The sequence below is a fragment of the Blastococcus jejuensis genome (assembly GCF_039534705.1).
Lineage (GTDB): Bacteria > Actinomycetota > Actinomycetes > Mycobacteriales > Geodermatophilaceae > Blastococcus_B > Blastococcus_B jejuensis.
The window spans coordinates 499,667-525,067 of record NZ_BAAAVV010000002.1; the positions used below are offsets into that span (position 1 = coordinate 499,667).

The 25,401-nt window shown below is 75.7% G+C and carries 20 protein-coding genes and 1 pseudogene; 11 read left to right on the plus strand and 10 right to left on the minus strand.

The genetic code is table 11. The features are described from left to right. Positions 1–35: 35 nt before the first annotated feature. Both ABD644_RS06110 and ABD644_RS22690 read left to right on the plus strand, forming a co-directional pair. Positions 36–1,820, plus strand: a complete 1,785-nt coding sequence (locus tag ABD644_RS06110) for an MmpA family trehalose lipid delivery protein (RefSeq protein WP_344687772.1) — start codon at positions 36–38, stop codon at positions 1,818–1,820. Between the two features lie 8 nt (positions 1,821–1,828). Beyond that, positions 1,829–1,993 (plus strand): DUF2613 family protein, encoded by a 165-nt coding sequence (locus ABD644_RS22690; RefSeq protein WP_425547396.1) that lies wholly within the window; start codon positions 1,829–1,831, stop codon positions 1,991–1,993. A gap of 45 nt (positions 1,994–2,038) precedes the next feature. Here ABD644_RS22690 and ABD644_RS06115 read toward each other — a convergent pair. Then, positions 2,039–3,139: pseudogene (locus tag ABD644_RS06115) on the minus strand (glycosyltransferase family 4 protein); the annotation flags it as partial. Between the two features lie 220 nt (positions 3,140–3,359). On the opposite strand from ABD644_RS06115, the gene pgfA reads away from it, so the two are divergent. Together pgfA and ABD644_RS06125 are read left to right on the plus strand one after the other, a co-directional pair. Next, the gene (pgfA, locus tag ABD644_RS06120) at positions 3,360–4,340 is read left to right on the plus strand and encodes a cell envelope lipid trafficking protein PgfA (RefSeq protein ID WP_344687776.1); all 981 of its coding nucleotides are present in this window, start codon (positions 3,360–3,362) and stop codon (positions 4,338–4,340) included. A gap of 68 nt (positions 4,341–4,408) precedes the next feature. Beyond that, positions 4,409–8,509, plus strand: coding sequence for an alpha-(1->3)-arabinofuranosyltransferase domain-containing protein (locus ABD644_RS06125; protein ID WP_344687777.1), 4,101 nt, complete (start codon positions 4,409–4,411; stop codon positions 8,507–8,509). Here the strand turns inward: ABD644_RS06125 and ABD644_RS06130 are convergent. Continuing rightward, positions 8,395–9,567 (minus strand): acyltransferase family protein, encoded by a 1,173-nt coding sequence (locus ABD644_RS06130; RefSeq protein WP_344687778.1) that lies wholly within the window; start codon positions 9,565–9,567, stop codon positions 8,395–8,397. The genes ABD644_RS06125 and ABD644_RS06130 overlap by 115 nt on opposite strands. 156 nt (positions 9,568–9,723) lie before the next feature. Here ABD644_RS06130 and ABD644_RS06135 point away from each other — a divergent pair, with 156 nt between their 5' ends. After that, positions 9,724–10,476, plus strand: coding sequence for a class I SAM-dependent methyltransferase (locus tag ABD644_RS06135; RefSeq protein ID WP_344687779.1), 753 nt, complete (start codon positions 9,724–9,726; stop codon positions 10,474–10,476). A gap of 4 nt (positions 10,477–10,480) precedes the next feature. Here ABD644_RS06135 and ABD644_RS06140 read toward each other — a convergent pair whose 3' ends face one another. Next, on the minus strand, positions 10,481–11,104 hold the full coding sequence (locus ABD644_RS06140; protein ID WP_344687780.1) for a TetR/AcrR family transcriptional regulator: 624 nt from the start codon (positions 11,102–11,104) through the stop codon (positions 10,481–10,483). A gap of 91 nt (positions 11,105–11,195) precedes the next feature. On the opposite strand from ABD644_RS06140, the gene ABD644_RS06145 reads away from it, so the two are divergent. Beyond that, a complete protein-coding gene (locus ABD644_RS06145; protein ID WP_344687781.1) occupies positions 11,196–12,554 on the plus strand; it encodes an MFS transporter in 1,359 nt (452 codons plus the stop codon). Between the two features lie 19 nt (positions 12,555–12,573). On the opposite strand, the gene ABD644_RS06150 is transcribed toward ABD644_RS06145, so the two are convergent. Beyond that, complete coding sequence (locus tag ABD644_RS06150; RefSeq protein ID WP_344687782.1) at positions 12,574–13,314, minus strand: class I SAM-dependent methyltransferase; 741 nt, start codon at positions 13,312–13,314, stop codon at positions 12,574–12,576. A gap of 170 nt (positions 13,315–13,484) precedes the next feature. On the opposite strand from ABD644_RS06150, the gene ABD644_RS06155 reads away from it, so the two are divergent. From ABD644_RS06155 to ABD644_RS06170, 4 genes are all read left to right on the plus strand, one after another. Then, positions 13,485–14,261, plus strand: a complete 777-nt coding sequence (locus ABD644_RS06155) for a CPBP family intramembrane glutamic endopeptidase (RefSeq protein WP_344687783.1) — start codon at positions 13,485–13,487, stop codon at positions 14,259–14,261. 2 nt (positions 14,262–14,263) lie between these two features. Continuing rightward, positions 14,264–15,334 (plus strand): alpha/beta hydrolase, encoded by a 1,071-nt coding sequence (locus tag ABD644_RS06160; protein WP_344687784.1) that lies wholly within the window; start codon positions 14,264–14,266, stop codon positions 15,332–15,334. A 129-nt stretch (positions 15,335–15,463) separates the two neighbouring features. Beyond that, on the plus strand, positions 15,464–16,402 hold the full coding sequence (locus tag ABD644_RS06165) for an ABC transporter ATP-binding protein (protein ID WP_344687785.1): 939 nt from the start codon (positions 15,464–15,466) through the stop codon (positions 16,400–16,402). Then, positions 16,399–18,054 carry an ABC transporter permease gene (locus ABD644_RS06170; RefSeq protein ID WP_344687787.1) on the plus strand — a complete coding sequence of 552 codons (1,656 nt, stop codon included), beginning with the start codon at positions 16,399–16,401 and terminating at the stop codon, positions 18,052–18,054. Before ABD644_RS06165 ends, ABD644_RS06170 begins: the two co-directional genes overlap by 4 nt. On the opposite strand, the gene ABD644_RS06175 is transcribed toward ABD644_RS06170, so the two are convergent. The 3 genes from ABD644_RS06175 to ABD644_RS06185 form a co-directional block, all read right to left on the minus strand. Next, positions 18,048–18,689, minus strand: coding sequence for an FMN reductase (locus tag ABD644_RS06175; protein ID WP_344687788.1), 642 nt, complete (start codon positions 18,687–18,689; stop codon positions 18,048–18,050). The genes ABD644_RS06170 and ABD644_RS06175 overlap by 7 nt on opposite strands. Beyond that, positions 18,686–19,834, minus strand: coding sequence for an LLM class flavin-dependent oxidoreductase (locus ABD644_RS06180; protein ID WP_344687789.1), 1,149 nt, complete (start codon positions 19,832–19,834; stop codon positions 18,686–18,688). The genes ABD644_RS06175 and ABD644_RS06180 overlap by 4 nt, the downstream gene beginning before the upstream one ends. Before the next feature lie 84 nt (positions 19,835–19,918). Further along, on the minus strand, positions 19,919–20,137 hold the full coding sequence (locus ABD644_RS06185; protein ID WP_344687790.1) for a PLDc N-terminal domain-containing protein: 219 nt from the start codon (positions 20,135–20,137) through the stop codon (positions 19,919–19,921). Positions 20,138–20,360: 223 nt separating this feature from the next. Here ABD644_RS06185 and ABD644_RS06190 point away from each other — a divergent pair, with 223 nt between their 5' ends. Beyond that, on the plus strand, positions 20,361–21,230 hold the full coding sequence (locus ABD644_RS06190; protein ID WP_344687791.1) for a coiled-coil domain-containing protein: 870 nt from the start codon (positions 20,361–20,363) through the stop codon (positions 21,228–21,230). A 9-nt stretch (positions 21,231–21,239) separates the two neighbouring features. Here ABD644_RS06190 and ABD644_RS06195 read toward each other — a convergent pair whose 3' ends face one another. From ABD644_RS06195 to ppsA, 3 genes are read right to left on the minus strand one after another with little or no spacing between them, the layout of a single operon-like run. Then, positions 21,240–21,695: a GyrI-like domain-containing protein gene (locus tag ABD644_RS06195; protein ID WP_344687792.1), complete on the minus strand. Its 456-nt coding sequence runs from the start codon at positions 21,693–21,695 to the stop codon at positions 21,240–21,242. Between the two features lie 12 nt (positions 21,696–21,707). Then, complete coding sequence (locus ABD644_RS06200) at positions 21,708–22,919, minus strand: site-2 protease family protein (protein ID WP_344687793.1); 1,212 nt, start codon at positions 22,917–22,919, stop codon at positions 21,708–21,710. Continuing rightward, positions 22,912–25,287, minus strand: a complete 2,376-nt coding sequence (gene ppsA, locus ABD644_RS06205) for a phosphoenolpyruvate synthase (protein WP_344687794.1) — start codon at positions 25,285–25,287, stop codon at positions 22,912–22,914. The genes ABD644_RS06200 and ppsA overlap by 8 nt, the downstream gene beginning before the upstream one ends. Positions 25,288–25,401: the final 114 nt, after the last annotated feature.

The following is a 25,401-nucleotide window of genomic DNA, read 5'->3' on the forward strand; positions in this document are numbered from 1 at the left end:
GCCACCGAGGGGTCCGCGGGCGAGGGGAGGGCGAGGTGGCACGGTCGGTGGCTGCCGGGGTGGCTGCCGGGGCGGCGCAGGCCCCCCGCACGCCGCGCTGGTCCGCGCCCGAGCCCGCGCCGTGGCCGATGCGCGCGCTCGCCCTGGTGGTGGCGCTGGTCGTGACGGGCCCGGCGCTGGCGCCGGGATACGTCCTGCTCCGCGACATGGTGTTCGTGCCCCGGCAGGACCTCGACCTCGACGCCCTCGGCCTCGGCGGCACCCTGCCGCGGGCCGTGCCGGTGGACGCGGTGATGGGTGTGCTCACCGCGGTCGTGCCCGGCCAGTTGCTGCAGAAGGCCGTGCTCCTGGCGCTGGTCTACGCCGCCGTCCTGGGTGCGGCCCGGCTCGTGCCGCCGGCAGCCGACGGACGGCGCGGGGCGGCCGCGGCGGTCGCCGGCCTGGTCTACGGCTGGAGCCCGTACCTCGCCGAGCGCCTGCTGCTCGGCCACTGGACGCACCTGCTGGCCTTCGCGGCCCTGCCCTGGATCGCCCGCGCCGCGCTGCGGGTGCGCGACGGCGTGCCCCGGGCGCTGCCGGCCCTCGTGCTGGCGCTCGCGCCGGCCGCCCTCTCGCCGACCGGGTCGCTGCTGGCCGCCGGGGTGGTGCTGGCGGTGCTCGGCCGGCGCGCGGGGCGGGCGCTGGTCGCCGTCCTCGTGCTCTCCCTGCCGTGGCTGGCCGCCGGCCTGCTGCACCCGTCCGGTGGTGGGTCCGATCCCACCGGGGTCGCGGCGTTCGCGGCCCGCGCCGAGCACTGGGGCGGGAGCGTGCTGTCGGTGCTCGGCACCGGCGGCATCTGGAACGCCGGCGCCGTCCCCCCGAGCCGCGCGTCGGTCATGGCGCCGGTGCTGACCGTCGCGCTCGTGGCCCTGGCCGTCGCGGGCTGGGCGGCCACCCGGCCGCTGCGCGGACCGGCCCGTGGACTGCTCGTGCTCGGCGGCGTCGGCGTGCTGCTGGGCTGTGCGGGGACGCTGCCGGGCCTCGCGGGCCTGCTCGAGGTCACCGTCGCGCACGTGCCGGGTGGCGGCCTGCTCCGCGACGGGCAGAAGTGGGTCGCCTGGTGGGCGCTGCCGCTCGCGGTCGGCGCCGGGCTCGGGGTGCGCTCGCTCGGCGCCCTGGCCCGGGAGCGCGCCGGACGCGGCGCGGCGGCCGGCGTCGTCGTCGCCGGGCTGCTGCTGCCGCTGCTGGCGGTGCCCGACCTGGCCTGGGGAGTGGGCGGCCGGCTGCAGCCGGTGACCTACCCGGACGACTGGGCCCGGGTGCGCGCGGCCGTCGCCGCCGATCCGCAGCCCGGCGACGTCCTCGTGCTGCCGCTGGGCGCCTACCGCGCCTTCGCCTGGAACGACGACCGCACCGTGCTCGACCCGGCGGCGCGCTGGCTGCCGCGGCCGGTGGTCACCGACGACACCCTCGTCGTCGGCGAGCTGACCGTCGCCGGCGAGGACCGGCGCGCCCGGGCGGCCCGGGCCGCCGTCGACGACCCGGCCGCGCTGGCCCGGCTGGGCGTCGGCTGGGTGCTCGTCGAGCGCGGCACCCCCGGTCCGGCGGTGCCCCCCGAGATCGCCGCGCTGCCCGCCGTCGTGACCGGTCCGGACCTGGTCCTGCACCGCGTCCCGGGGGCGGTCGACGCCGCCGGCCCGGCACCCGTTCGGGTGACAGCGGTGGTGCTCGCTCACGCTCTGGCCGCCGGTGCGGTGGTGGGTTCGGCGTTGTGGATCATGAGATCGGCGTCTACGGTTCCCGCTCGTCGTCGCCCTCGAGGAAAGCGGGTCAAGGAATGAAGTCGCTCATGGGAGCGCTGGTCGCCCTCGCCGTCGGTGCCGTGCTCGGCGTCGCGGCGGTCGCCGGGGCCTCGGCCATCGCCGACCCGGACAACGCGCTCGAGCAGAGCAGCAGCACCACCGACACCGGCACCGCGCCCCTCGAGGTGCTCCGGTACGGCAACCGCGGCTGAGCCCCGCAGGGTCGGCAGCACCGTCGACGCGAACGCCTCGACGCTCGCCGGCCACGTGAGCGAGGCGGCGTGCCGTTCCGCCGCCTCGCCCATCGCCTCCCGGCCGGCCGGATCGCCCAGCAGGCGCTCCACGGCCGCGGTCAGCTCGTCGAGGTCGTCGACGAGCACGCCGGTCCGGCCGTCCAGCACCGATTCGCGCAGCCCGCCCGCCGCCCGGTAGCCCACCGTGGGGACGCCGTGGCTGCCGGCCTCGCTGACGGCCAGACCCCAGCCCTCCTTCACCGACGGGCACAGGTGCACCCAGGCGCGGGCCAGGAGCCCGTGCTTGACCGGCTCGTCGACGTAGCCGTGGAAGGTCACGGCGTCGACGACGCCGAGCTCGGCGACCTGCTCCCGCAGTCGCTCGTCCCACCAGCCCTCGCCGACGACGTCGAGCCGCAGCTCCGGCCAGCGCGGGCGCAGCCGAGCGAGCACCTCGACCGCGTGCTCCACCCGCTTGTGCGGCACGAGCCGCCCGAGCACCACCAGGCGCGGCGTCGCCGACCGGCCGTGGGCGACCTCGGGGGCCGGCTCCACGCCGTTCGGCACGATGGCGATGCGGTCCCGCCCGACCCCGAGCTCGACCAGTTCGTCGGCGGTGGAGCCCGAGACGGTCACGTAGCGGCACCGGCGGTAGAGCCGCGGCGAGAGCACCGACTCGATCCACCAGCCGATCGCGCCGCCGATGCGGCCGAACACGATCGGCCACTGCTCGCGGTGCACGTGGTGGACGAGGACGACCACCGACCGGGACACCAGCCGGCTGAAGAACGGCAGGCCGTTCTGCACGTCGACGACGACGCCGGGCCGCCGCAGGGCCACGCGGATCAGGGCGCGGGCGTACACGCCGAGCCGGCCGCCGCGGCGCACGACGCGGACGCCGCGGACGGTCTCCTCGGCCGGGGCGCGGTCGTGGGCGGCGCAGAACAGCTCCACGCGGAGACCGCGGGCGGCCAGTCCCTCGGCCATCCGGTGCACGTAGCGCTCGGAGCCGCCGCCCTCGGGGTGCGAGGCGTCCCGCCAGCTCAGGAAGAGGACGTCGATCGCCGGGGGCCGAATGGGCATCGCGGGAGAGTACCGCCGGGTACCGAGATGCCCGGAAATCATTCACCCGTTCGGGAAATGCTCGATCACCGAGCGAAGTCACCGCTGGTCAGCCGCGAGTTCCGGTACCGGAACCAGTCGGATCCGAGCGGGAGGCGGAATTCACCCATTCGTGGTACCGATCGGTACCGGACATTGTTTGCGCGGCGCCTACTCGCCAGTAAGGTGTCGGGGCCGCGACGCCGCAGAAGCCGTCGCGCACGACTTCGAGGAGCAACTCCGCATGCGTGGACGCACCGTCAGCTTCGTCCTGCTGGGCCTGGGTGCGTTCGCCCTCGTCGCCGCCCTCGCCGTGCGCCTGGTGCTGGCGCCGTCGCTGGTGAAGCTGCCCCTGGACCAGTCGGCGTATCCCGAGGCCGACGGCACCGGCATCACGATGTTCGACTTCGGGACCATGTCCGAGGTCGACGGCGTGACCGGCACCGTGTACCAGACCGTGGAAGGCCAGCCGGGGCACCCGGACGCCGACGACGACACAGCCGTGTGGAACTTCGGCTCGGTCATCGAGGACGACGAGGGCACGATCCTCAACGAGGGCAGCTACCGCGCCTGCATCGACCGCGGCACCGCCGAGTCCGCGCCCGACTGCTCGGCGGCCTTCGTCGACAAGTACCCCGAGGCCCGGATCGAGGGGCTCACCCTCACCTTCCCGTTCCACACCGAACAGCGCGACTACGAGCTGTTCAACCTCAGCGCGGCCGCGTCGTTCACCGCCGAGTTCGTCGCCGTCGAGGAGATCGACGGCCTCGAGGTGTACCGCTTCGAGCAGACGATCCCCGAGACCGTCGTGCGCGAGGAGGAGATCCCCGGCGCCATGGCCGGTGAGCCCGACGAGACCTCCGTGGCCGGCGAGTTCGTGTACAGCAACGTCCGCACTCTCTGGGTCGAGCCGACCAGTGGTGTGATCGTCACCGCCGAGGAGCGGCCGGTCACCGTGCTCCGTGGGCCGGCGGGGAACACCGGCGTCACCTGGCTGTCCGGCACCTTCACGGCCACCGCGGAGACCACCCGCGAGGGTGTCGAGCGGGCGGAGGACACCCGGTCGCAGATCGTGCTGATCGAGACGACCGTGCCGCTCTCGCTCGCGGGTCTTGGCGTGCTCCTGGTGATCGGCGGCGTCCTGGTGGGTCGCCGGGCAGGAGCCGGTGACACCGACCGCCCGGCCGCCGGCGCGTCCGCACGGCAGCCGGTGCCGGTCTCCTGACCACAGCGCTCCTCCCCGCCCGCGCGCCGGCCGCGCCGCCCCCCGCACCGGGGGGCGGCGCGGCCGACGTGCGTCCGGAGCCGGCCGGTCCGGCCGTCCCCGCGGCGTACCGCGCGCGGCTGGCCGCCGTCTGCCTCGGCTTCCTGGCGCTGACGCTCGTCCAGGCGCCGGGCCGGGTCGTGGCCGACACCAAGCTCGACCTGACCGTCGACCCGTGGGGCTTCCTGGGCCGGGCGCTGCAGATGTGGGAGCCGCTGGGGTTCGCCGGCCAGGTGCAGAACCAGGCCTACGGCTACCTGTTCCCGATGGGGCCCTTCTTCGGGCTCGGGCAGTCGGCGGGCCTGCCCGCGTGGGTGGTCCAGCGGCTCTGGATGGCGCTGATCCTCTGCGTCGCGTTCCTCGGTTTCGTGGCGCTCGCCCGGCGGCTGGGCATCGGAACGCCCGGCACGTGGCTGCTCGGCGGCGTGGCCTACGCGCTGGCCCCGCGCATGCTCACCGGCCTCGGCGCGGTGTCGATCGAGGTCTGGCCGATGGCCGTGGCCCCCTGGGTCCTCGTCCCGCTGGTGACGGGCGCCCGCCGCGGGTCGCCGCGCCGCGCGGCGGCCCTGTCCGGGCTGGCCGTCCTCTGCATCGGCGGCGTGAACGCCGTCGCCACGGCCGCGGTGCTGCCCCTGGCCGGGCTCTGGCTCCTCACCCGGCCCGCCGGCCCGCGTCGGCGCCGGCTGATCGGCTGGTGGACGGCGTCGGTCGCGCTGGCCACCGCCTGGTGGGCCGGGCCGCTGCTGCTGCTCGGCCGCTACAGCCCACCGTTCCTCGACCACATCGAGTCGGCCGCGACCACGACGGCCGAGACCGAGCTCGTGCAGGCCCTGCGCGGCACCTCGCACTGGGTGGCGTTCCTCGGCACCCCCACCGGGCCGAAGTGGCCGGCCGGCTGGGCGCTGGCCTACGAGACCCTGCCGGTGCTCGCCACCGTGGTCCTCGCCGCCGCCGGCCTGGGCGCGCTCGCCCTGCGCGGCCTGCCGCACCGGCGCTGGCTCGTGCTCGGGCTGCTGGCCGGGCTGGGCCTGGTCACCGCCGGCCACGTCGCGACGGTCGAGGGCCTGCTCGCCGACCCGGTCAACGCGGCCCTGGACGGCGTCCTCGCGCCGTTGCGCAACGTACACAAGTTCGACCCCGTCCTGCGGATCCCGCTGACCCTGGCGCTGACCCACCTCGCGGCCCTCCTGGTCCGGCGTGCCCGGGACGCCCGCCCCCTGACACAGGGTTCGGCCCGGGCCGGCGGTGCCGTCCTGGCCGTCGCTCTGCTCGCGGGGGTCGCACCGGCGGCCGGGCAGCTGCTGCCGCCGAACTCCTACGAGGCCGTCCCGGGGTACTGGCAGGAGGCGGCCGACTGGCTGGCCGGCACCGAGCCCGACGGCCGCGCCCTCCTGCTGCCGGCGTCGGCCTTCGGCACCTACGCGTGGGGGAGCACCGGCGACGAGCCGATGCAGGCGATGGCGAGCAGCCCGTGGGAGGTGCGCAACGCCGTCCCCTTCACGCCGACCGGGCACGTGCGCATGCTCGACGCCGTCGAGGAGCAGCTCTCGCAGGGCGCCGGATCGGCGGGCCTGACCCGGTTCCTCGCCCGCTCGGGCATCTCGCACGTCGTCGTCCGCAACGACCTCGACGCGGGGGTCGCCGGGGCGACCCGTCCGCTGCTGGTGCACCGCGCGCTGCAGGACTCGCCCGGCCTCACGCGGGTCGCCACGTTCGGCCCGGTCTTCCCGGCGGCGACCTCGCTGTTCGACGTGGCCCTGGACTCCTACCTCACCCCGCAGCTGCCCGCGGTCGAGATCTTCGCGGTCGAGGACGTCGCCCCGCGGGCGTGGACCTCGCCGCTCGCCGACGCCGTCACCGTGGCCGGCGGCCCCGACGGCGTCCTGGCCCTCGAGGAGCGTGGCCTGCTCACCGGGCGGCCGGCGCTCCTGGCCGGGGACGACGAGCCGCAGGCCACGGCGATGGTGAGCGATGCGCTGGTGCGGCGGGAACGCACCGTCGGGCGCATCTCCGGTGCCGAGTCCGCCGGGCTGACCGCCGATGCCCCGCTCACCCTCGACGTGCCGGCCCGCGACTACCTGCTCGACGCCCAGGACGCGGCCGAGAGCGTGGTCCGGTTCGACGGCGGATCGGTCACCGCCTCGAGCTCGGGCGCCGACGCCGACAACGTCGTCGCGATCCGGCCCGACCAGCAGCCGTTCGCCGCCCTCGACGGCGACGCCTCGACCGCGTGGCGGCCGGCGACCCGGCCGGGGGACCGGTCGGCACCGTGGTGGCAGGTCGACTCGGACGCCGTCCTGGAGGTCCGCTCGATCGCGGTCGTACCCGCCGCCGGCGACGAACCGGTGCGCGTGCGGGTGCGGACCGACGCGGGGGAGCGCACCGCCGTCCTGCGGGGATGGGGCGGGCCGCAGGCGGTGGCCCTGCCGTCGGGACCGACGCGGACGGTGCGGCTGACCCTGGACCCCGGCAGCACGGCCGGCCTGGCCGAGGTCCGGGTCCCGGGGCTGGAGCTGCGGCGGTCGGTCGTGGCGCCGGCCATGCCCGGTTCGGTCGAGGCCTACGCATTCGACGCGGCCAACCCCGCGGGGTCGGGATGCGTCGCCGACGAGAACGGCTCGCCTCGCTGCGGGTCGGCGCTGGTCACCGGGGCGGAGGAGGCCACCGGGCTCGACCGGACCTTCACCGTCGGCGTCCCCGGGCGCTACGACCTCGCCGTCACCGCGGTGCCCCGGCCCGGGCCGGCCCTCGACCGGCTGCTCGCCACGACCGCCGGCCCGGAGTCGGTCACCGGTCTGCGCGTCACGGCCAGCAGCGCGGCCGTGCCAGACCCGCGCGCCGGCGCGCAGGCCGCCGTCGACCGGGACGCGGCGACCACCTGGACGGCCGCGGCCGACGACCCCTCGCCGTCACTGACAATGCGGTGGCCCGGGCTGCAGGTCCTCGACACGGTGCGCGTCATGACCTCGCCCGGCGCGGCGGCGTCGGTGCCCCGCGCGGTGCGGCTGCACGCCGGCTGGCTGGAGCAGACGCTCGTCCTGGACGAGGAGGGCATCGCGACCTTCCCGCCGATCGTGACCGACGAGCTCACCGTCTCCTTCCCGTTCCCGGCGGAGTTCTCCTCCTTCGACCCCTGGACGCGGGCCTTCTCGACGTTGGGGGTCGGCGTCACCGAACTGGTCGTGCCGGGCGCCGTGCCGCTCGACCCGTTCGCCGCGGTCGACCTGCCGTGCGGCGAGGGTCCGGTGGTCACCGTCGACGGCGAGGCCCGCGGCACCCGGCTGCGGACGACGGTGGGCGAGCTGCGGGCCCTGCGGCCGGTGCCGGTCGAGCTCTGCGGCGGGACGTCGACGGGGGTGCTCGCTGCGGGCGAACACCGGCTGGTCGTGGCAGCTACCGACGCCTTCGCCGTCGACGCCGCGACCCTCGAGAGGTCGACCGGTGCGGGCGGGGCGGGCCGCCGGGAGGCGGCCGGGATCAGCCGCTGGGACGCCGAGCACCGCGTCGTCGAGGTCGGGGCCCGCAGCGAGCCGGCCCTGCTGGTGGTGCCGGAGAACGCCAACGCCGGCTGGGTGGCCACGCTCGACGGTGCCGTGCTGGAGCCCCGGACGGTCGACGGCTGGCAGCAGGGGTACGTCGTCCCGGCGGGGGCGGCCGGTGCGGTGCACCTGGACTTCGCGCCCGGCACCGCCTACCGGTGGGCGCTGCTCGCGGGCCTGGTGGCGGTCCTCGTGCTCGTCGGGCTGGCGGTCCTCCCCGTCCGGCGGGCCGTGCCGGCGACGGGTGCCCGGCCCGGCGGCCGGGCGTGGGTCGTCGCGGCGGCGGTGGGGGGCGTGGTGCTCGTCGGCGGCCTGGTGGGCGCGGTCGCCGTGGTGGCGGTGCTCGCGGTGACCGTCGTCGGGCGGCTGACCCGGGGACGGGCCACGGGGGCGCTCGGGGTGGTGGCCGCGCTCGCGGTGCTGGCCTCGGGCCCGCTGCTGGTGCTCGCCCCCGGCGCGGCGGGCGAGCCGGCGCGTCAGACGCTGATTCTGGTCGCGCTCTCCGCCGTCGTCGTCTCGCTGCTGTCCGACCGCGGGCGCTCCGGGACCACCGTGCGCCACCGGCGCATCGGGCGCTCGAGCAGCACGTAGACCAGACCGCCGAGCAGCACGCCGCCGAGCCAGGTGCCGGTGAAGACCAGCACCAGGTCGCCGCTGAACTCCGGCATGCCGAGCGCGGGGTAGCCGGCGACCAGCACCAGCACGTGGAAGAGGAAGAGCCCGTAGGAGATCTCCCCGAGGCGCACCACGGGCCGGCTGGACAGCACGCGTCGCGCGCGGCCGGCGTGCTGGTCGCCGAAGACGAGCGGCCAGACCAGCAGGGCCCCGACGCCGAGGTAGAGCAGGTGGCCGGTGACCGCCTCGGCGGGGGTGGACGGCGCCAGCCCCGGCGGGCCGGTGACCGGGGTCGCGGCGATCAGGAACAGCGCGGCGGCCGCGGCCCAGCAGGTCCACAGGTCGGCGCCGATCTCGTGCGCCCGGCGGGCCACGGCCCACTCCCGGTCGGAGACGCTGACGACGGCCATCGCCATGCCCGCGGCGAACCAGCCGAGGTGGGCCGGCAGCCACAGCTCGGCCGCCCCGCCACCGGCCGCCGACGCCCACCAGACCCAGGCCAGTCCGGCCGCCGACACGACCCCGAGCAGGGCGAGGACCCGGCCCGGACGCCAGACACCCCGCCCGGCCAGCCGCAGCAGCGCCGCGACGAGCAGGGGGAGGACCAGGTAGAAGGCCACCTCGGTGGCCAGGCTCCAGGTGTGCGACAAGCCCTCGGCGAACCGGCCGTCGTAGACCTGGACCATCGTCAGGTGGCGGAGCCAGTCGCCGGCCGTGGCGTCCGCGTTGCCGGGCAGCAGGAGCAGCGCGGCGACGACGACCAGCCAGTACGCGGGCAGGATCCGCAGTGCCCGCCGCCAGAGGTAGGCCGCGGCCCGGGGCGCGTCGCGTCCCTCGGCCGCGGCGCGGAACATCGGGCGGGACAGCAGGAACCCGGAGAGCACGAAGAAGATGGCGACGCCGACCTCGGCGCGGTTGAGCACCCGGCCCAGCAGGTCGGGCGTGTAGTTGCCGGTCCAGAAGCCGGCGTGGGTGAGCACGACCGCGGAGGCGGCGATCGCCCGCGCGCCGTCGAGGCACGGGAAGGACCGCATCGGGCCTGCTCGGGGGCGGCCCTCCGGTCCGCCCTCGGGCCCGGCTGATGCGGTCACTCGTACTCCCTCGGGTGGACAAACCCCCGGGAGCCTAGATGCGCCGGTTACCGGCCGGTAGCGTCCGCCCTCGAACAGGTGAGGGGTGTTGCGCGGCACATGGGTTCCGACCGGACGAGCTTCGAGCAGGTGCGACAGGACTGGACGCGGCTGGGCGCCGCGGACCCGCTGTGGGCGGTCCTGGTCGAGGAGGACAAGCGCGGCGGTCGCTGGGACGCCGAGGAGTTCCTCGCCCTCGGACGGCGCGACGTCGAGCGCTCCCGGGAGCACCTGGCCCGGTTGGGCCTGCCGACCACCTGGGACCGCGCGCTCGACTTCGGCTGCGGGGCGGGCCGGCTCAGCCAGGCCCTCGCGCAGCACGCCGACGAGGTGATCGGCCTGGACGTCTCGGCCCCGATGCTCGACACCGCGCGCAGCCTCGACCGCAGCGAGGGGCGGTGCTCCTTCCGACTCTCGGCCGACCCCGACCTGCGTGCGTTCCCCGACGGCAGCTTCGACCTCGTCTACACCGAGCGGGTGCTCCAGCACCTGCCGCGGCCGGTGCTCGAGACCTACCTCGCCGAGTTCGTGCGCGTGCTCCGGCCCGGCGGGGTGGCTCTCCTGCACTGCACGACGCGGCCGCTGTGGAGCGTGCGCGGGATGATCTGGCGCTTCGCGCCGTCCTGGCTGGTCTGCTGGGCGCAGCGGACGGTGCTGCACTACCCGGCGCCGATGCGCATGACGGCGCTGCCCGAGGACCGGGTGCGCGAGATCGTCACCGCCGCGGGCGGCGAGGTGCTCGACAGCGTGGCCGTGGACGAGCCGGAGACGCACTGGGCGGCGCGGCGCTACGTCGTCCGCGCCACCGGCTGATCCCTCAGCGCCGTTCGAGCAACCCGATCAGCACGTCCGCGGCGACGCCGGCGTCCTCCGGCAGCCGCTCGGCCTCGCCGCGCTCCACCCGGGCCAGCATCAGCTCGTTGATGCCGCCGACGGCCGCGAGGACCAGGTCCCGCGAGATCGGCCGCACCTCGTCCGGGTACTGCCGGGCGAGCTCGGCGGCGACCTCGGTGAGCAGGTCGACGTAGCGGTCGATGACCTCGCGCCGCAGCGTCAGCGCCGAGCGACCGGCTGCCTGCACCTCGACGAGGGCCGCCCACGCGACGGCCGGCCCCCCGGCCAGGGTGTCCAGGTAGGCGGTGATCACCACCCGCAGCCGGTCCCGCCACGGCAGCTCCGCGGCGTCGGCCTGGGCCGCGTGCACCGTCTCCAGGACGCGGTCGGTGGCGCGCGAGTACAGCTCGAGGAGGCAGTGCTCCTTGTCGCGGAAGTGCGTGTAGACGACGGTCTTCGACACCCGGGCGGCGCGGGCGATGTCGGCGATCGTGGTGGCCTGGTAGCCCTTCTCGGCCATGCACCCGGCGAGCGCCCAGAGGATCCGGCCGCGACGGGGTCCGTCGTCCACGGCTGGATCGGCGGCGGGGTCGACCAGGTTCTGCATCAGCGGCGACTGTAGCCGCCCGACCGCCCTCGGTGAGAGAACTCACGGCCGCGGAGGGAAGCCCGGGCGCCGCTGCGGTGTCGTCCTCCGTGTGAGGCAGCGGGGGAGCGAGCGGTCCGGGAGCCGAGAGTCCGGCGTCCGCCCCTCGGGCCGCGCCTACGCCGTGTGGGGCGTCGCGTTGTTCGCCTACGGGGTGGCGGTGTTCCACCGCGCCTCGCTGGGGGTCGCGGCGGTCGAGGCGCAGGACCGGTTCTCCGCGGGGGCGTCGGCGATCTCGCTGTTCCTCGTGCTCCAGCTCGCCGTCTACGCCGCGCTGCAGGTGCCGGTCGGGGTCGCGGTCGACCGGCTGGGCTCCCGCCGGATGATCCTCGCCGGGGCGCTCACGATGGCCGCCGGGCAGCTGATGCTCGCCCTGGCCACCGACGTCCCCACCGCGATCGCCGCGCGCGTCCTCGTCGGTGCCGGCGACGCCATGACCTTCATCAGCGTGCTGCGGGTCATCTCGTTCTGGTTCCCCGGCCCCGCGGTCCCGCTGATCACCCAGCTCACCGGGCTCTTCGGCCAGGTGGGGTCGATCGCCGCCGCGTACCCGCTCGTGACGCTGCTGCACGCGACCTCGTGGCGGACGACGTTCCTCGGCGCGGCCGGCGTCGGCGTGCTCGTCGTCGTGCTGGTGGCGGTGGCCCTGCGGGACGCGCCCCGCGGCACCGCCCCACCACCGGCCGCGGACCTCGCCGAGGTGCGCCGGCGCCTGGTCGACACCTGGCGCGAGCCGGGCACGCGCATCGGTCTCTACACGCACCTGGTCACCCAGTTCTCCGGCACGGTGTTCGCGCTGCTGTGGGGCTACCCGTTCCTGGTCGTCGGCCAGGGGCTGGCCCCGGGGACGGCGGCGGGGCTGCTCACCCTGCTCGTCGTGGTCGGCATGGCGGTGGGGCCGCTGCTGGGCCGGTTGTGCGCGCGGTGGCCGCTGCGGCGCTCGACGCTGGTCTTCACGATCCTGGCCGCGACCGCCGTGGCCTGGACCGTCGTGCTGGCGTGGCCGGGGCGGGCGCCGCTGCCGGTGCTGGTCGGACTGGTCGTCGTCCTGGGCACCAACGGCCCGGGCTCGATGATCGGGTTCGACTTCGCGCGCACGTGGAACCCGGCCGAGCGCATGGGCAGCGCCAGCGGTGTGGTCAACGTGGGCGGGTTCCTCGCCTCGCTGCTGACCATCCTCGCGATCGGCGCCGTCCTCGACGTCCTCACGCCCGGCTCCTCGACCGCCTACGACCTCGGCGCGTTCAAGGCCGCGTTCGCGGTGCAGTACGTGTTCTGGGCGCTCGGGCTGGTCGGCGTGGTCCGGCACCGGCGCGAGCTGCGCAGCCGGCTGGCGCGCGACGGCGTCGTCCTCGCCCCGCTGTACCACGCGGTGCGGGCCCGGCTCCGCGGCACCTCCGCCTACCGCTGACCGGTCGGCGCCGAGAGGGTCAGCGCTGCAGCTCGGCGACGACGACCGCGTGCGCGGTGTAGAGCAGCCAGTCGTAGGCCACGCCCCACACGTCGTCGAGCGGCACCTGCTCCCAGCGGTTGTCGCGGCCGGTCCGGCGCAGCGCCGTGCGCCGGGTGAAGCCGAGGCGGTCGGTGCGCAGCGCCTCGTCCAGCGCCGGGTTGTAGCCGACCGGGAAGGTGCAGAACAGCCGGCCGCCGGGCGCCAGCAGCGAGGTCAGCACGGCCACCGCAGCGGCCGGCTTGCCCGGGTCCTTCGGCTCCTCGTCGAAGCCGACGTGCTCGAGGGTGCTCAGCGCCAGCACCAGGTCGAACGGGCCGGTGGTGGCGGGGTCGAGATCGACGACGTCGACGTTGCGCACGCCCGGGGCCTGCTCGTACTTGTCGACGACGGTGTGCGTCACCGGGCGGTAGTGACCGAGCACGTTGCCCACCTCGAGCACCCGCGCCGGGTCGTGCCCCGCCAGCACCACCTCGTCGAGCACGGTCTCGGCCAGCGGGACCTCGACGGCCCGCTCGTTGAGCCACGTGTAGTGGTAGGGGTGCCGGAAGTAGGGCCGCTCGACGCCCTCGTGGGTGAACGTGGCGGGCGAAGGGCGGCCGGCACCCGGCCGCCCGGCCGCCCACCGCAGGCCCCAGGAGGCGCAGTCGGCGAGCACGGGCAGCACGCCGCGGGCGCGCGTGTGGTCCTGCACGCGGCGGGCGATCGTCGAGACGGGCACGGCGGGGGAGTCTAGGTCGGGCCTGGGGCGGCGTCCCGGCCCGGCGCGGAAGATCACCTGCACGGGGCGGACGGCGGCGGGGCCTCCGACCTGCGGAACGCGGACGTCCGCCCCTCCGCGGCGCATCCGCCGGCTGGTCGACTCGCCCGATGGGTACTGATCTGGCACCGGTGAGGTCCGGCTCGGCCATGGCGCGGTGGGCCGGGCGCCGGCCGCTCCTGGCGTTCGTCGTCCTCGCGTACGCGATCTCGTGGACGCTGTGGTTGCCGGGCGTGCTCGGCGTCGGGGGCGCCCCGGGCTACGCGTTGCTCGTGGCGGGTGCGTTCGGTCCCGCGCTGGCGGCGGCGCTGGTGATCCGGTGGACCGGGGGCTCGGTGCGCGGCTGGTTCCGCTCGCTCTGGCGCGTCCGGGTCCCGCTGCGCTTCTACGCCTACGCGATCGGCCTCCCGGTCCTCCTCTTCGGCTCGCTGAACCTCGTGCTGGCCGCACTGGGCGAGTCGGTCCACCTCGACCGGGCCGGCGACGCGGCGCTGTCGTTCCTCGGCACGTTCGTCGTCGTCGGCCTGATCGGGGGCGGGCAGGAGGAGCCGGGCTGGCGCGGGTTCGCCCTCGACCGGTTCCAGGAGCGGCACTCGCCGCTGGCCGCGACGGCGCTGCTCGGGGTGGTGTGGGGGCTCTGGCACCTGCCCCTCTACGGGATCGGCTTCGTCGGTCCGATGCTCTTCGTGGTCTTCTACACCTGGCTCTGGAACCGCACCGGCAGCATCCTCCTGTGCGTGCTGCTGCACGCCGCGTTCACGCCGTCGCTGGAGCACCTGCTGCTCGTCGACGACAACCTGACCGTCGACCTGGTCATCCTGGGCGGACTGCTCGCCGCTGCCGCCGTGCTCGTCCTCCTCACGCGCGGCCGGCTGGGGTACGACCACCGCCCGGCCGGCCTGCGGTGAGGGTGCCCGCTCCGCGCCGGGCGGCCACGGGCCTGGCCGTCGCGGTCCTCGGCGTGCTCGCCACCGGGGTCGGCGTGGGAGTCGGCATCCGGCACGCGCAGAAGGTCGGGCTGTCCGTGCCGACCGTCGTCGGGCTGGCCCTGCTGGTCACGGGCGTCCTGCTGCTGGGCGCGGCGGTCGCCGGGTTCTGGCAGCGGGTGCACGGGCTGCGCCGGCTGTGGCTGCTGCCGGCCGCGCTCCTCGCGCTCGTCGGCCTGTACGTCGTCGCCGTCCCGGTGGCGGTGACCGTCGTCCCGCCGACCGCGCACCCGGCGGGGAGCACGCCGGCGGCGCGTGGCCTGGACGCCGAGGAGGTCGAGTTCACCACCGCCGACGACGTGCGGCTCTCGGCCTGGTGGGTCGCGTCGGAGAACGGCGCCGCCGTGGTGCTCCTGCACGGGGCGGGGGAGACGCGCGCGGCCACGGTGCCGCAGGCCGACGTGCTGGCGGCGCACGGGTACGGCGTGCTCCTGGTCGACGCCCGCGGGCACGGGGACAGCGACGGCCGGGGCATGGATCTCGGCTGGCACGGGGACGCCGACGTCGGGGCAGCGGTGGACTTCCTCGAGGGCCGCGACGACGTCGACCCCGACCGGATCGGGGTGCTCGGCCTGTCGATGGGCGGTGAGGAGGCGATCGGTGCGGCCGCCGCCGACCCGCGCATCCGGGCCGTCGTCGCCGAGGGGGCGACCGGGCGCACCGCCGCGGACAAGGACACCTGGCTCCCCGGCGGGGTGAGCGGCGCCGTGCAGCGGGTCCTGGACCGGCTCAGCTACGCCGTCGTGGACCTGCTCACGGCGGGCTCCCCGCCGCGGTCGCTGCGCGAGGCCGTCACCGACTCGGGGGCCCCGTTCCTGCTGATCACCGCCGGCACGGTGCCCGACGAGGAGCGCGCCGCCGAGGTGCTCCGCGACGCGGCGCCGCAGCGGGTCCAGGTCTGGACGGTCGACGGCGCCACGCACACGCACGCCCTGTCCGCCGAGCCCGACGAGTGGGAGGAGCGGGTCACGAGCTTCCTCGACGGGGCGCTCTGATCCAGGGCGTTCTGAAACCCTCGGGCTGTTCGGCCCGCCGCGGCAGGGCCCCGCGACCCCTGGTGGAGTGGCCACGGGCCCGCGAAGCTGGCCTGCGTCCCCCCGTCGCCTGCGTACAGGAGCGTGTTCATGGCCGCCGTCGAAGTCGAAGGGCTGCGCAAGCAGTACGGGGAGCTGACCGCGGTCGACGGGCTGTCCTTCACCATCGAGGAGGGCGAGGTCTTCGCGCTGGTCGGCCCCAACGGCGCCGGCAAGACCACGACCGTGGAGATCCTGGAGGGTCACCGGCACCGGTCAGGCGGCGAGGTGCGGGTCCTCGGCTTCGACCCCGAGCACGGCGGGCGCGACTTCCGGGAGCGGATCGGCATCGTGCTGCAGGACGCCGGCTTCGACGAGGATTTCACCGTCGCCGAGCTGGTCGGGCTCTACCGCGGGCTCTACCCCCGCAGCCTCGACGCCGACGCGGTCATCGACCAGGTGGGGCTGGCCGACAAGCGGGACGCGCGGGTGAAGACCCTCTCGGGCGGCCAGCGGCGGCGGCTGGACCTGGCGCTGGGCCTGGTGGGGGACCCCGACCTGCTGTTCCTCGACGAGCCGACCACCGGGTTCGACCCCTCCGCGCGCCGGCGGGCGTGGGAGCTCGTCGACGGCCTGAAGGCGCTCGGGAAGACGATCCTGCTCACGACGCACTACATGGACGAGGCCGAGCACCTGGCCGACCGGGTGGGGGTCGTGGTCCGCGGCCGGCTGGTCGCGCTGGGCACCCCGGCCGAGCTCGGCGCCGGGCAGCACGAGGCGGTCGTGAGCTTCCGGTTGCCCGCGGGGGTCGACGTCGCCGACCTGCCCCCGCTCGACGGGCGCCCGGTCGCCCAGGGCCTGGAGTGGGAGCTGACCACCGCCCACCCCACCGCCGCGCTGCACACGCTGACCGGGTGGGCCCTCGAGCGCGGTGTCGACGTCCCGGCCCTCTCGGTGCGCCGGCCCTCGCTGGAGGACGTCTACCTGGCCCTGGTCGGGGACCAGACCGCGGCGGAGGGCATCGACGAACCGGTCCGGAGCGCCCCGTGACCCGAGCCGGGACGACGGCTCCGGTCGCGCACCGCCCGGGCGCCGGGTCGCTCCTGCTGGCGCAGCTGCGCTACTCGGTGGTGGGGCTCTGGCGGGTGCGGGTCGTGCTGATCTTCACGTTCGTGCTGCCCCTGGTGTGGCTGCTGGTCGTGGGGGCGATCGCGGGCAACGAGACGATCGACTCGGCCAGCGGCGTGCGCGTGATGCAGTTCGTGACGCCCGTCGCGCTCTCCATGGGGGTGCTCTACGCGGCGTACCCGACGGTGGCGATCTCGCTGGCCGAGGCCCGCGAGCTCGGCATCCTCAAGCGGCTGCGCGGCACGCCGCTGCCGGCCTGGACCTACCTGGCGGGGCGCATCGGGGGTGCGCTGGTCTTCGCGCTGGGCTCGGTGGCGGCCAGCCTCGCGGTCGGCGTGCTCGGTTTCGGCGTCCAGATCGTCTGGCGCACCCTGCTGGCCACCGTGGTCACCCTGGTGGTCGGGATCGCCTGCTTCGCCGCGCTCGGGCTGGCCGTCGCCGCGCTGGCCCCCTCCCAGTCCTTCGCCCAGGGGGCCTCGATCGGCACCGCCGTAGGGCTGACCTTCGTCTCCGGCCTGTTCAGCTTCGGGGGGTCGGTGCCCGCATGGTTGTCGACCATCGGCGACGTCTTCCCGCTCAAGCCGTTCAACGAGCTGCTGCAGAGCCAGTTCAACCCGTTCCATCCCGGGGCGGGCTGGGACTGGGGCAAGCTCGCCGTCGTCGCGGCCTGGGCCGTGGCCGCCGCGCTGGTCGCCGTCCGGTTCTTCCGCTGGGACGCCGGGCTGCGGGGCGGGGGCGGTCCTGCGCCGGCGGTGCCACCCCCGCCGGCGCCCACACCGGTGGCGGCCCCGCGCGCGCAGACGCGGCGCCCCCCGTCGGCGGCGGCGATGGTGCTCGCCCAGGCCCGGTTCGCCCTCCGCGCGGCCTGGCGCGACCCCGGCTCGATCTTCTTCGCCCTCGTGATGCCGGTCGGCCTGTACGCGCTGATCCTGGCCACCCAGGGGCAGGACGCCGGCGACGTGAGCGGCGTGCCCTTCCCGGTCTTCTACGCGGCGAGCATGGTCGCCTACGGCGCCGGCGTGGCGGTGTTCCTGAACCTGCCGGAGGCGGTGATGGTGGCCCGCGACCGCGGTGTGCTCAAGCGGCTGCGCGGCACGCCCCTGCAGACCTGGCAGTACCTGGCCGGTCGCACGCTGGCCGGGCTCGCGCTCACGGTGGTCATCGCCGCGGCGGTGCTGGCCGTGGGGGTGGCCTTCTACGACGTGACGGTCACCGCGGCCGGGCTGCTGGTCGGGCTGGTCGTCCTCCAGGTCGGCGCGCTGACCATGACGGCCTGCGGCTTCGCGGTGGCCTCGCGCGTCCCCAACGCGAAGTCGGTCGGGGCGGTGGGGCTGGTCATCCTGCTGCCGCTGTCGTTCTTCTCCGACGTGTTCGTCGTCGGCGGGCCGGAGTGGATGCGGACGGTGGGCTCGTTCTTCCCGCTGCTGCACGTCCAGCGGGTGCTCAAGGCCGCCTGGGACCCCGGCGGGGCCGAGATCGCGTGGGCCTCGCTGGGTGTCCTGCTGCTCTGGCTGGTCGTCGCCGGTGCGGTGGCCGTCCGGTTCTTCCGCTGGGAGACCCGCGCGGGTCAGTGACCGCCGCGGAGCAGCTCCTCGAAGGACGGCGTGCCGCCGAACGGGCCCTCGTACGGGTCGGCCGGGGCGGCGGGCGGGCGGCCGGCGACCACGTCGGCGAGCTCCCCGGCGGCCCGCACGATGCGCTCGGCGAGGCCGCCGGTCGTGCCGTCGCCGCCGGCCCAGTCCTCCGACGCCGCGAACACCGCCGTCGGCACCGTCACCGCCCGGAGGTAGGCGAACAGCGGCCGCATCGCGTGCTCGAGCACGAGCGAGTGGCGGGCCGTGCCCGCCGTCGCCCCGAGCAGGACCGGCGTGCCGGTCAGCGCGTCGGTGTCCAGGACGTCGAAGAACGTCTTGAACAGCCCGCTGTAGGACGCGGAGAAGATCGGCGTGACGGCGATCAGCGCGTCGGCGCCGACGACGGTGTCGACCGCTGCCCGCAGCGGCTCGTTCGCGAAGCCGGTCAGCAGGTTGTCGGCCAGGTCGCGGGCGTGCTCGCGCAGCTCGACGATCTCGACGGTCGCGGTGATCCCGCGGTCGGCCAGCGCCGCGACGGTGGCCGCGGTGAGCCGGTCGGCCAGCAGCCGGGTCGACGACGGGTTGGACAGGCCCGCGCTGACGACGGCGAGCGTGCGGGTGGCGCCGGCGCTCATCGGGCCTCCACCTCCTCGCGGGACTGGCCCGTCACGTCGTCGGCGGGCGCGTACACGGTGGCGTCCTTCGTGCCGCCGGCGGCCGCGACCAGCGACGCGTGGGTGGGCGCCTCGGGCACGTGCGCGGGCTTGAGCGCGGCGAACTCGCGGCGCAGCACCGGCACGACCTCCTCGCCGAGCAGGTCGAGCTGCTCGAGCACCGTCTTCAGCGGCAGCCCGGCGTGGTCGATCAGGAACAGCTGCCGCTGGTAGTCACCCACGTAGTCGCGGAAGCCCAGCGTCGCCTCGATGACCTGCTGCGGGCTGCCCACGGTCAGGGGCGTCTGAGAAGAGAACTCCTCCAGCGACGGGCCGTGGCCGTACACCGGGGCGACGTCGAAGTAGGGGCGGAACTCGTTCACGGCGTCCTGGCTGTTCTTGCGCATGAACACCTGCCCGCCGAGCCCCACGATGGCCTGGTCGGCGGCGCCGTGGCCGTAGTGCTCGAACCGACGCCGGTAGAACTCGACCATCCGCTGGGTGTGCTCGGGCGGCCAGAAGATGTGGTTGGAGAAGAACCCGTCGCCGTAGTAGGCCGCCTGCTCGGCGATCTGCGGGCTGCGGATCGAGCCGTGCCACACGAACGGCGGGACGCCGTCCAGCGGGCGGGGCGTCGAGGTGAAGCCCTGCAGCGGGGTGCGGTGCTTGCCCTCCCAGTCGACGACGTCCTCGCGCCACAGCCGGCGGAGCAGGGCGTAGTTCTCGACGGCGAGCTCGATGCCGTTGCGGATGTCCTGCCCGAACCACGGATAGACCGGCCCGGTGTTGCCGCGGCCCATCATCAGGTCGACCCGGCCGTCGGCCAGGTGCTGCAGCATCGCGTAGTCCTCGGCGATCTTCACCGGGTCGTTGGTGGTGATCAGCGTGGTGGACGTCGAGAGCTGGATCGTCGACGTCTTCGCGGCGATCCACCCCAGCGTGGTGGTGGGGGAGGAGGAGAAGAACGGCGGGTTGTGGTGCTCGCCCAGGGCGAAGACGTCGAGGCCGACCTCCTCGGCCTTCAGCGCGATGGCCTGCACGGCCTTGATCCGCTCGCCCTCGGTGGGTGTGCGGCCGGTCGTCGGGTCCTGCGTGACGTCGCTGACGGTGAAGATCCCGAACTGCATGACGACCATCCTAGCTAGTTGAAAGTGCAACTAATCGCCCCAACGCAGCACCCCCGCCGTCGATTCCCGGGGCCGGCCGCGGGATCAGGGAGAACGGCGACCCCAGCGGTACCAGGAGATCGGCCCGACCCAGTTGACCGCGATCACCGCCGCCCACACGTCCTTGCGCCCGTTCACCTGGCCGGCCGGGGTGCGCAGGAGGTCGACCCACGCGCTGACGGCGAGGGTGAACTGCGCCGCGCCGAGCGCCACGACGGCGGCCCGCTGCGCCGGCGTCAGGTCCGACCAGTGCTTGGTGGCCATGGCTCCTCCTCCGTGTTCCCCCTCGATCCGGTCCGGGCACAGCCTCGCATCACGGAACGGTCACGGGCCAGGGTCGAGCGCCTACACCCGGTGACAGGACCCGCACAGGGAGGCGCACTACGCCGGGGGGCACTGTCGGCCCCGCGGGTCCGGTCGCCTCGGGGGCCGCGGGTCTGGCAGCGTCCGGATCCTCCGCACGCTTCCCAGGGAGAGGTGGTCGCGCATGCTCCAGCGAGTCGACGTCGGAACGGGCAGCTCCGAGCAGGAGAGGAACGACGACGTCGGGTCGTCGCTGCGGTCGCTGAACCTCTCCGGCGACCTCGACGAGCTCCTGGACACCCGGCCGGTCTTCCGCCCCCGGCTGCACGGCTACGACCAGCTGCAGGTCGACAACTACGTGAGCTGGGCCGAGGACGAGCTCGCCGCGGCCCGGCGCGCTGCCGACCAGCTGCTCCGCCGGCTCGCCGCGTGCGCGGCCGAGCTCGCCGAGTACCGCCGGCAGCCGCCGCCTCCACCGGCGCCGGCGCCGCACAACCTCGACCTCGCCGCGGTCTCCGAGCGGGTGCGGGAGATCCTGCAGCTCGCGTCCGCGGAGGCCGACGACATCCTCGACGCCGCCGCCGAGGAGGCCGACCGGATCGTCGCCGACGCCGAGACCGAGGCCGAGGCGCGACTGCAGAAGACCCAGCAGATCAAGGAGGCGGCGATCGGGGCCGTCGACCGGCTGCAGGAACGGGCCCAGCACGACCGTCGGGAGGCGGCCACGGTGCTCGAGCGGGCGCGCCGCGAGGCCGAGGAGCTGCTGCGGGCGGCCGCCGAGGAGCGGGACCGGCTGGCCGCCGAGGCCGCGGAGCAGCGGGTGCGGGACGACGAGCGGGCGCGTCAGGACCAGGACGCCGCGGCCGCGGTCGCCGCCGGTCGGCTGCTCGCCGTCCAGGAGCAGGTCGACGACCTGCGCCGGCAGCGCGACCAGGCGCAGCAGGCGCTGCGGCGGCTCACCGACCAGATCGGGGAGGCGCTGCTGGCGGTCGGTGTGGAGATCGACGAGCCGAACATCGTCCGCGACGACGCGCGGGAGCCGGTCGCGACCTGAGCGGCCCGGTCACGCCCGCTGGACCGGGAACGAGACGACGGTGCGCGGCTCGGGCACCTCGGGGCCGTCGAGGTAGGCCTCCCACGGCGCTCCCGTGGGCGTCCAGCCGTGCTCGCCCATCCAGACCGTGACGGCGTCGTAGGCCGCCCCGACCCCGCCGTACTCCCCGCGGTACAGCGTCGTGGCGACCGGGCCGCCGGGCAGCGTCGTGGCCACCACCCGGCCCGACGGCGCGACCTCGCCCGAGCTCGGGAAGCCGGCCTCGACCGCGAACCCGCCGTCGACGGGGCGGTAGCGCGCGAAGGGCGGCCCGGCGGGACTCAGCCCGCCGGCCGAGAGCGCCCCGATGACCTCGCCGAACGCCCCGCCGAGGAACGCCGGGATCTCCTCGACGGGGAGTTCGGTGCGCACCACGGCGGCGGGCTGGGCCGGGTGGTCCTGGACGGTGATCTCGGAGGTGCTCATCCGGGGTGCTCCTCAGGTCGGTCCGGTGCTCGTCGGGTGCTCGGTCCGGCGGTCCGGACCGCGGAGGGCGGCGTGCTGCACGGCCCGGCTGATGTCGGTGGGGGTGACGATCCCGACCAGCTCGCCGTCGGCCAGCACCAGGGCCCGGCCGTCGCCGGCCGGTCCCAGCCGGGCCACCAGGTCGGGCACGCGGTCGTCGGGCGCGGCCACGGCGATCTCGGCGAGCGGCCAGGCGATGTCGCGGAGCGGTGTGGTCGCGCGGTCGGCGGCGGGCACGGCCTTGACCCGCGCCAGGGTCAGCAGCCCGACGGGCCGCCCATCGTCGACGACCGGGAACGAGCTGTGCCGGCGGCTGAACAGGTACTCGTCGACGAACGCGGCGACGGTCAGGCCGGCCGGGACGACGTCGGGGCGCGGGGTCATGACCGCGGCCACGCGGAGGTCGGCGAGCAGCCCGCCCACCTGTGCCTGCATCTCCTCCGCGCCGGCGGCACCCATCACGAACCAGCCGATCATGGCCAGCCAGAGGCCGGAGAACAGGCCGGTCGCGAGGAACTGGGCGACCCCGAGCGCCACGAGGACCAGGCCGAGCACCCGGCCGGCCCGCGCCGCCGTGACCGCCGCCCAGACGCGGTCGCCGCGCCACATCCACAGCGCGGCCCGGAGCAGCCGGCCGCCGTCGAGGGGGGCGCCGGGCAGCACGTTGAAGACGGCCAGCAGGACGTTCATCGCGGCGAGCCAGCCCAGGGCGGCGAGCGGGGGGCCCGAGAGCCCCAGGGCGGCGGCGCCGACGGCGACCAGGTAGCAGGCCACGCCGAGGAGCAGGCTGACCAGCGGCCCGACGCCGGCGATGCGCAGATCGGCGCGGGCGGTCGGGGCCTCGCCGCGCAGGCGGGCCACGCCGCCGAACAGCCACAGCGTGATGCCCTCGACGGCGACGCCGTGGTGCCGGGCGACGACGGCGTGCGACACCTCGTGCGCCAGCAGGCCCAGCACGAAAGCGATCGCGGTGCACGCGCCGGTGACCACGTAGACCCACGCCGGCTCGCCGGGATCGGCGGCGGGCAGCACCTCGGCCGACAGGGCCCACGCGATGAGGCCGACGATGGCCAGGACGCTCCAGTGCACCGCGACGCGGACCCCGGCGATCCGCCCGACGGGGAAGGTCCCCCGCCCGGCGGTGTCTGCTCCGGCCGGCCGGCCGGCCCCTGCGCGATCAGCCAACGGGGCCGCCCCTCCGTGCCGCCTCGAGCAGCACGCGGCGCTCGGCGGCGGCCAGCGCACGCCGGGTCGCGGGCACGGCGGTGGGCTCCACCGACACCGAGGTGATCCCGGCGCGGACCAGGTGCTCGACGAAGGCCGGCCGGTTCGAGGGCGCCTGGCCGCACAACGACGAGGGGATGCCCATGCGCCGCGCCGTCCCGATCACCGAGTCGATCACCGCCAGCACCGCGGGGTCGGCCTCGTCGAACAGCTCGGCGAGGTCCGCGGAGTCCCGGTCGACGCCCAGCACGAGCTGGGTGAGGTCGTTGCTGCCGATGGAGACGCCGTCGACGCCCAGGCCGATGTACTCCGGCAGCCAGTGGGCGACCGAGGGGACCTCGGCCATCACCCACCGCTTCAGCCCGCGCTGGCGGCCCAGCGGGGAGTCGTCGATCAGCGCGAGGCAGGCCTCGAGTTCCCACTTGGTGCGGACGAACGGGATCATCACCGCCAGGCCCGGGAACTGCTCCCGCACCCGCGCGAGCGCGTCCAGCTCGAGCCGGAAGAACGACGGGTCGTGCACGTACCGGTAGCAGCCGCGGTAGCCGATCATCGGGTTGTCCTCGACCGGCTCGTGCTCCTCGCCGCCGGCCAGCCCGCGGAACTCGTTGCTGCGCAGGTCGGCCGTGCGGTAGACCACGGGCCGGGGGTGGAAGGCGCCGGCGATCGTCCCGATGCCCTCGGCCAGGTCGGCCACCACCCGCTCGGACTCCCCGGCCGCGATGAGCGCGGAGGGGTGCCGCCCGGACAGCGCCCGGGTCAGCAGCAGCTCGGCCCGCAGCAGGCCGACCCCGTCGACCGCCATCGCCGCGACGCCGGCTGCCTGGGCGGGGTCGGCGAGGTTGACGTAGAGCGTCGTGCCCAGGACCTCCGGGGTCGCTGCCGGCGCCCCGCCCTCGGCGGTCGCACGCGGCGCCGGCGCGGACGCCGGCGCCGCCGGGTGGCCGGCGAGGACCTGGCCGGTGGCCCCGTCGACGGTCACCTCGTCGCCGTCGACCAGGGTGCGCGTGCCGCTGCGGGTGCCGACGACGGCCGGGACGCCGAGCTCCCGGGCGACGATCGCCGCGTGGCAGGTGATCCCGCCGGTGTCGGTGACAAGGGCGGCGGCCCGTCGGACCGCGGGCATCCAGTCGGGGTTGGTCAGTGGGGCCACCAGGACCTCGCCGTCGCGCATCCGGACGCCCTCGGCGGGGGAGTGCAGCACCCGGACCCGGCCGGTGGCGCGGCCGGGGGAGGCGCCCAGCCCCTTCAGGAGGACGGTCGCCGGGCCGGTCGCGGGGGACTCGGTCGCCGACGGGCCGGCGGACAGGGTCGTGATCGGCCGGGTCTGGACCAGGGAGAGCTCGCCGTCGGTGAGCACCCACTCGGTGTCCTGCGGCGTCCCGTAGTGGGCCTGCACCCGCAGGACCATTTCGGCGATCCGCTCGGCCTCCTCCCGGCTGAGCACCGGGCCGGCCTCCGCCGCGTCGACCGGCAGGACACGGTCCCCGCCGCCTGGTGCGGCGACGATCTTCTGCGTCTGGGCGCCCCGGTGCGCCTCGAGCAGCCGGGGACCGTCGGCGTCGAGCACGTAGGTGTCGGGTTCGGTGCGGCCGCTGACGACCACCTCGCCCTGGCCCCAGGCGGCCTCGACGACGACGCGGTCCCGCCGGCCGCTGACCGGGTCGGCGGTGAACGCCACCCCGGCCTTCTCCGCCGGTGCCATGCGCTGCACGACGACGGCGATGTCGGGGAGGTCGTCCTTGCCGTGCTCGGCGCGGTAGGCCAGCACGCGGGGGGTGAACGCCGACGCCCAGCACTCGACGACGGCGGCGAGCAGCGCGTCGCCCCCGCGCACGTTGGTGAAGGTGGCGTTCATCCCCGCGTAGGAGGTGTCGCTGCTGTCCTCGCCCACCGCGGAGGACCGGACCGCCACCGGGGTGTCGGGGCCGAGGAGGTCGTACGCCGCCCGCACGTCGGCGGCGACGGTGCCGGGCATCCCGGCCCGCCGGACGGCGTCCTGGAGCCGCCGGCAGGCGACGGCGAGGACGTCCTCCGTGGCCCCGGACGCCCTCTCCCGCGCCGCGCCCAGGGCTGCGTCGTTCAGCTCGGCCACCTCGGTCCGGGTGGCGGCGATCGCCGTCCGGAAGGACTCGGCGAGCACCACGAAGCCGCCGGGCACCGGGAACCCCGCGCGCACCATCTCGCCGAGGTTCGCGCCCTTGCCGCCGGCCCGGTCCACGTCGTCGGCGCCCAGGTGCGCCAGGTCCGCCACCAGGTCGGGTGCGGGGCCGGCTGCAGCGCCGGGAGCGGCCGCCGGAGCGTCCAGCTGATCGGTCGGGTGCGGCATGGGAGTGCTCCTCGGCTCGGGGACTTCCCCGAGCCTCGAACACCAGGTGGGGCCCGCGCCGGGGCCACCGGTCCCCGCCTGTGCGGACCAACGGCCCTGCGGTCCAGCCTCCGG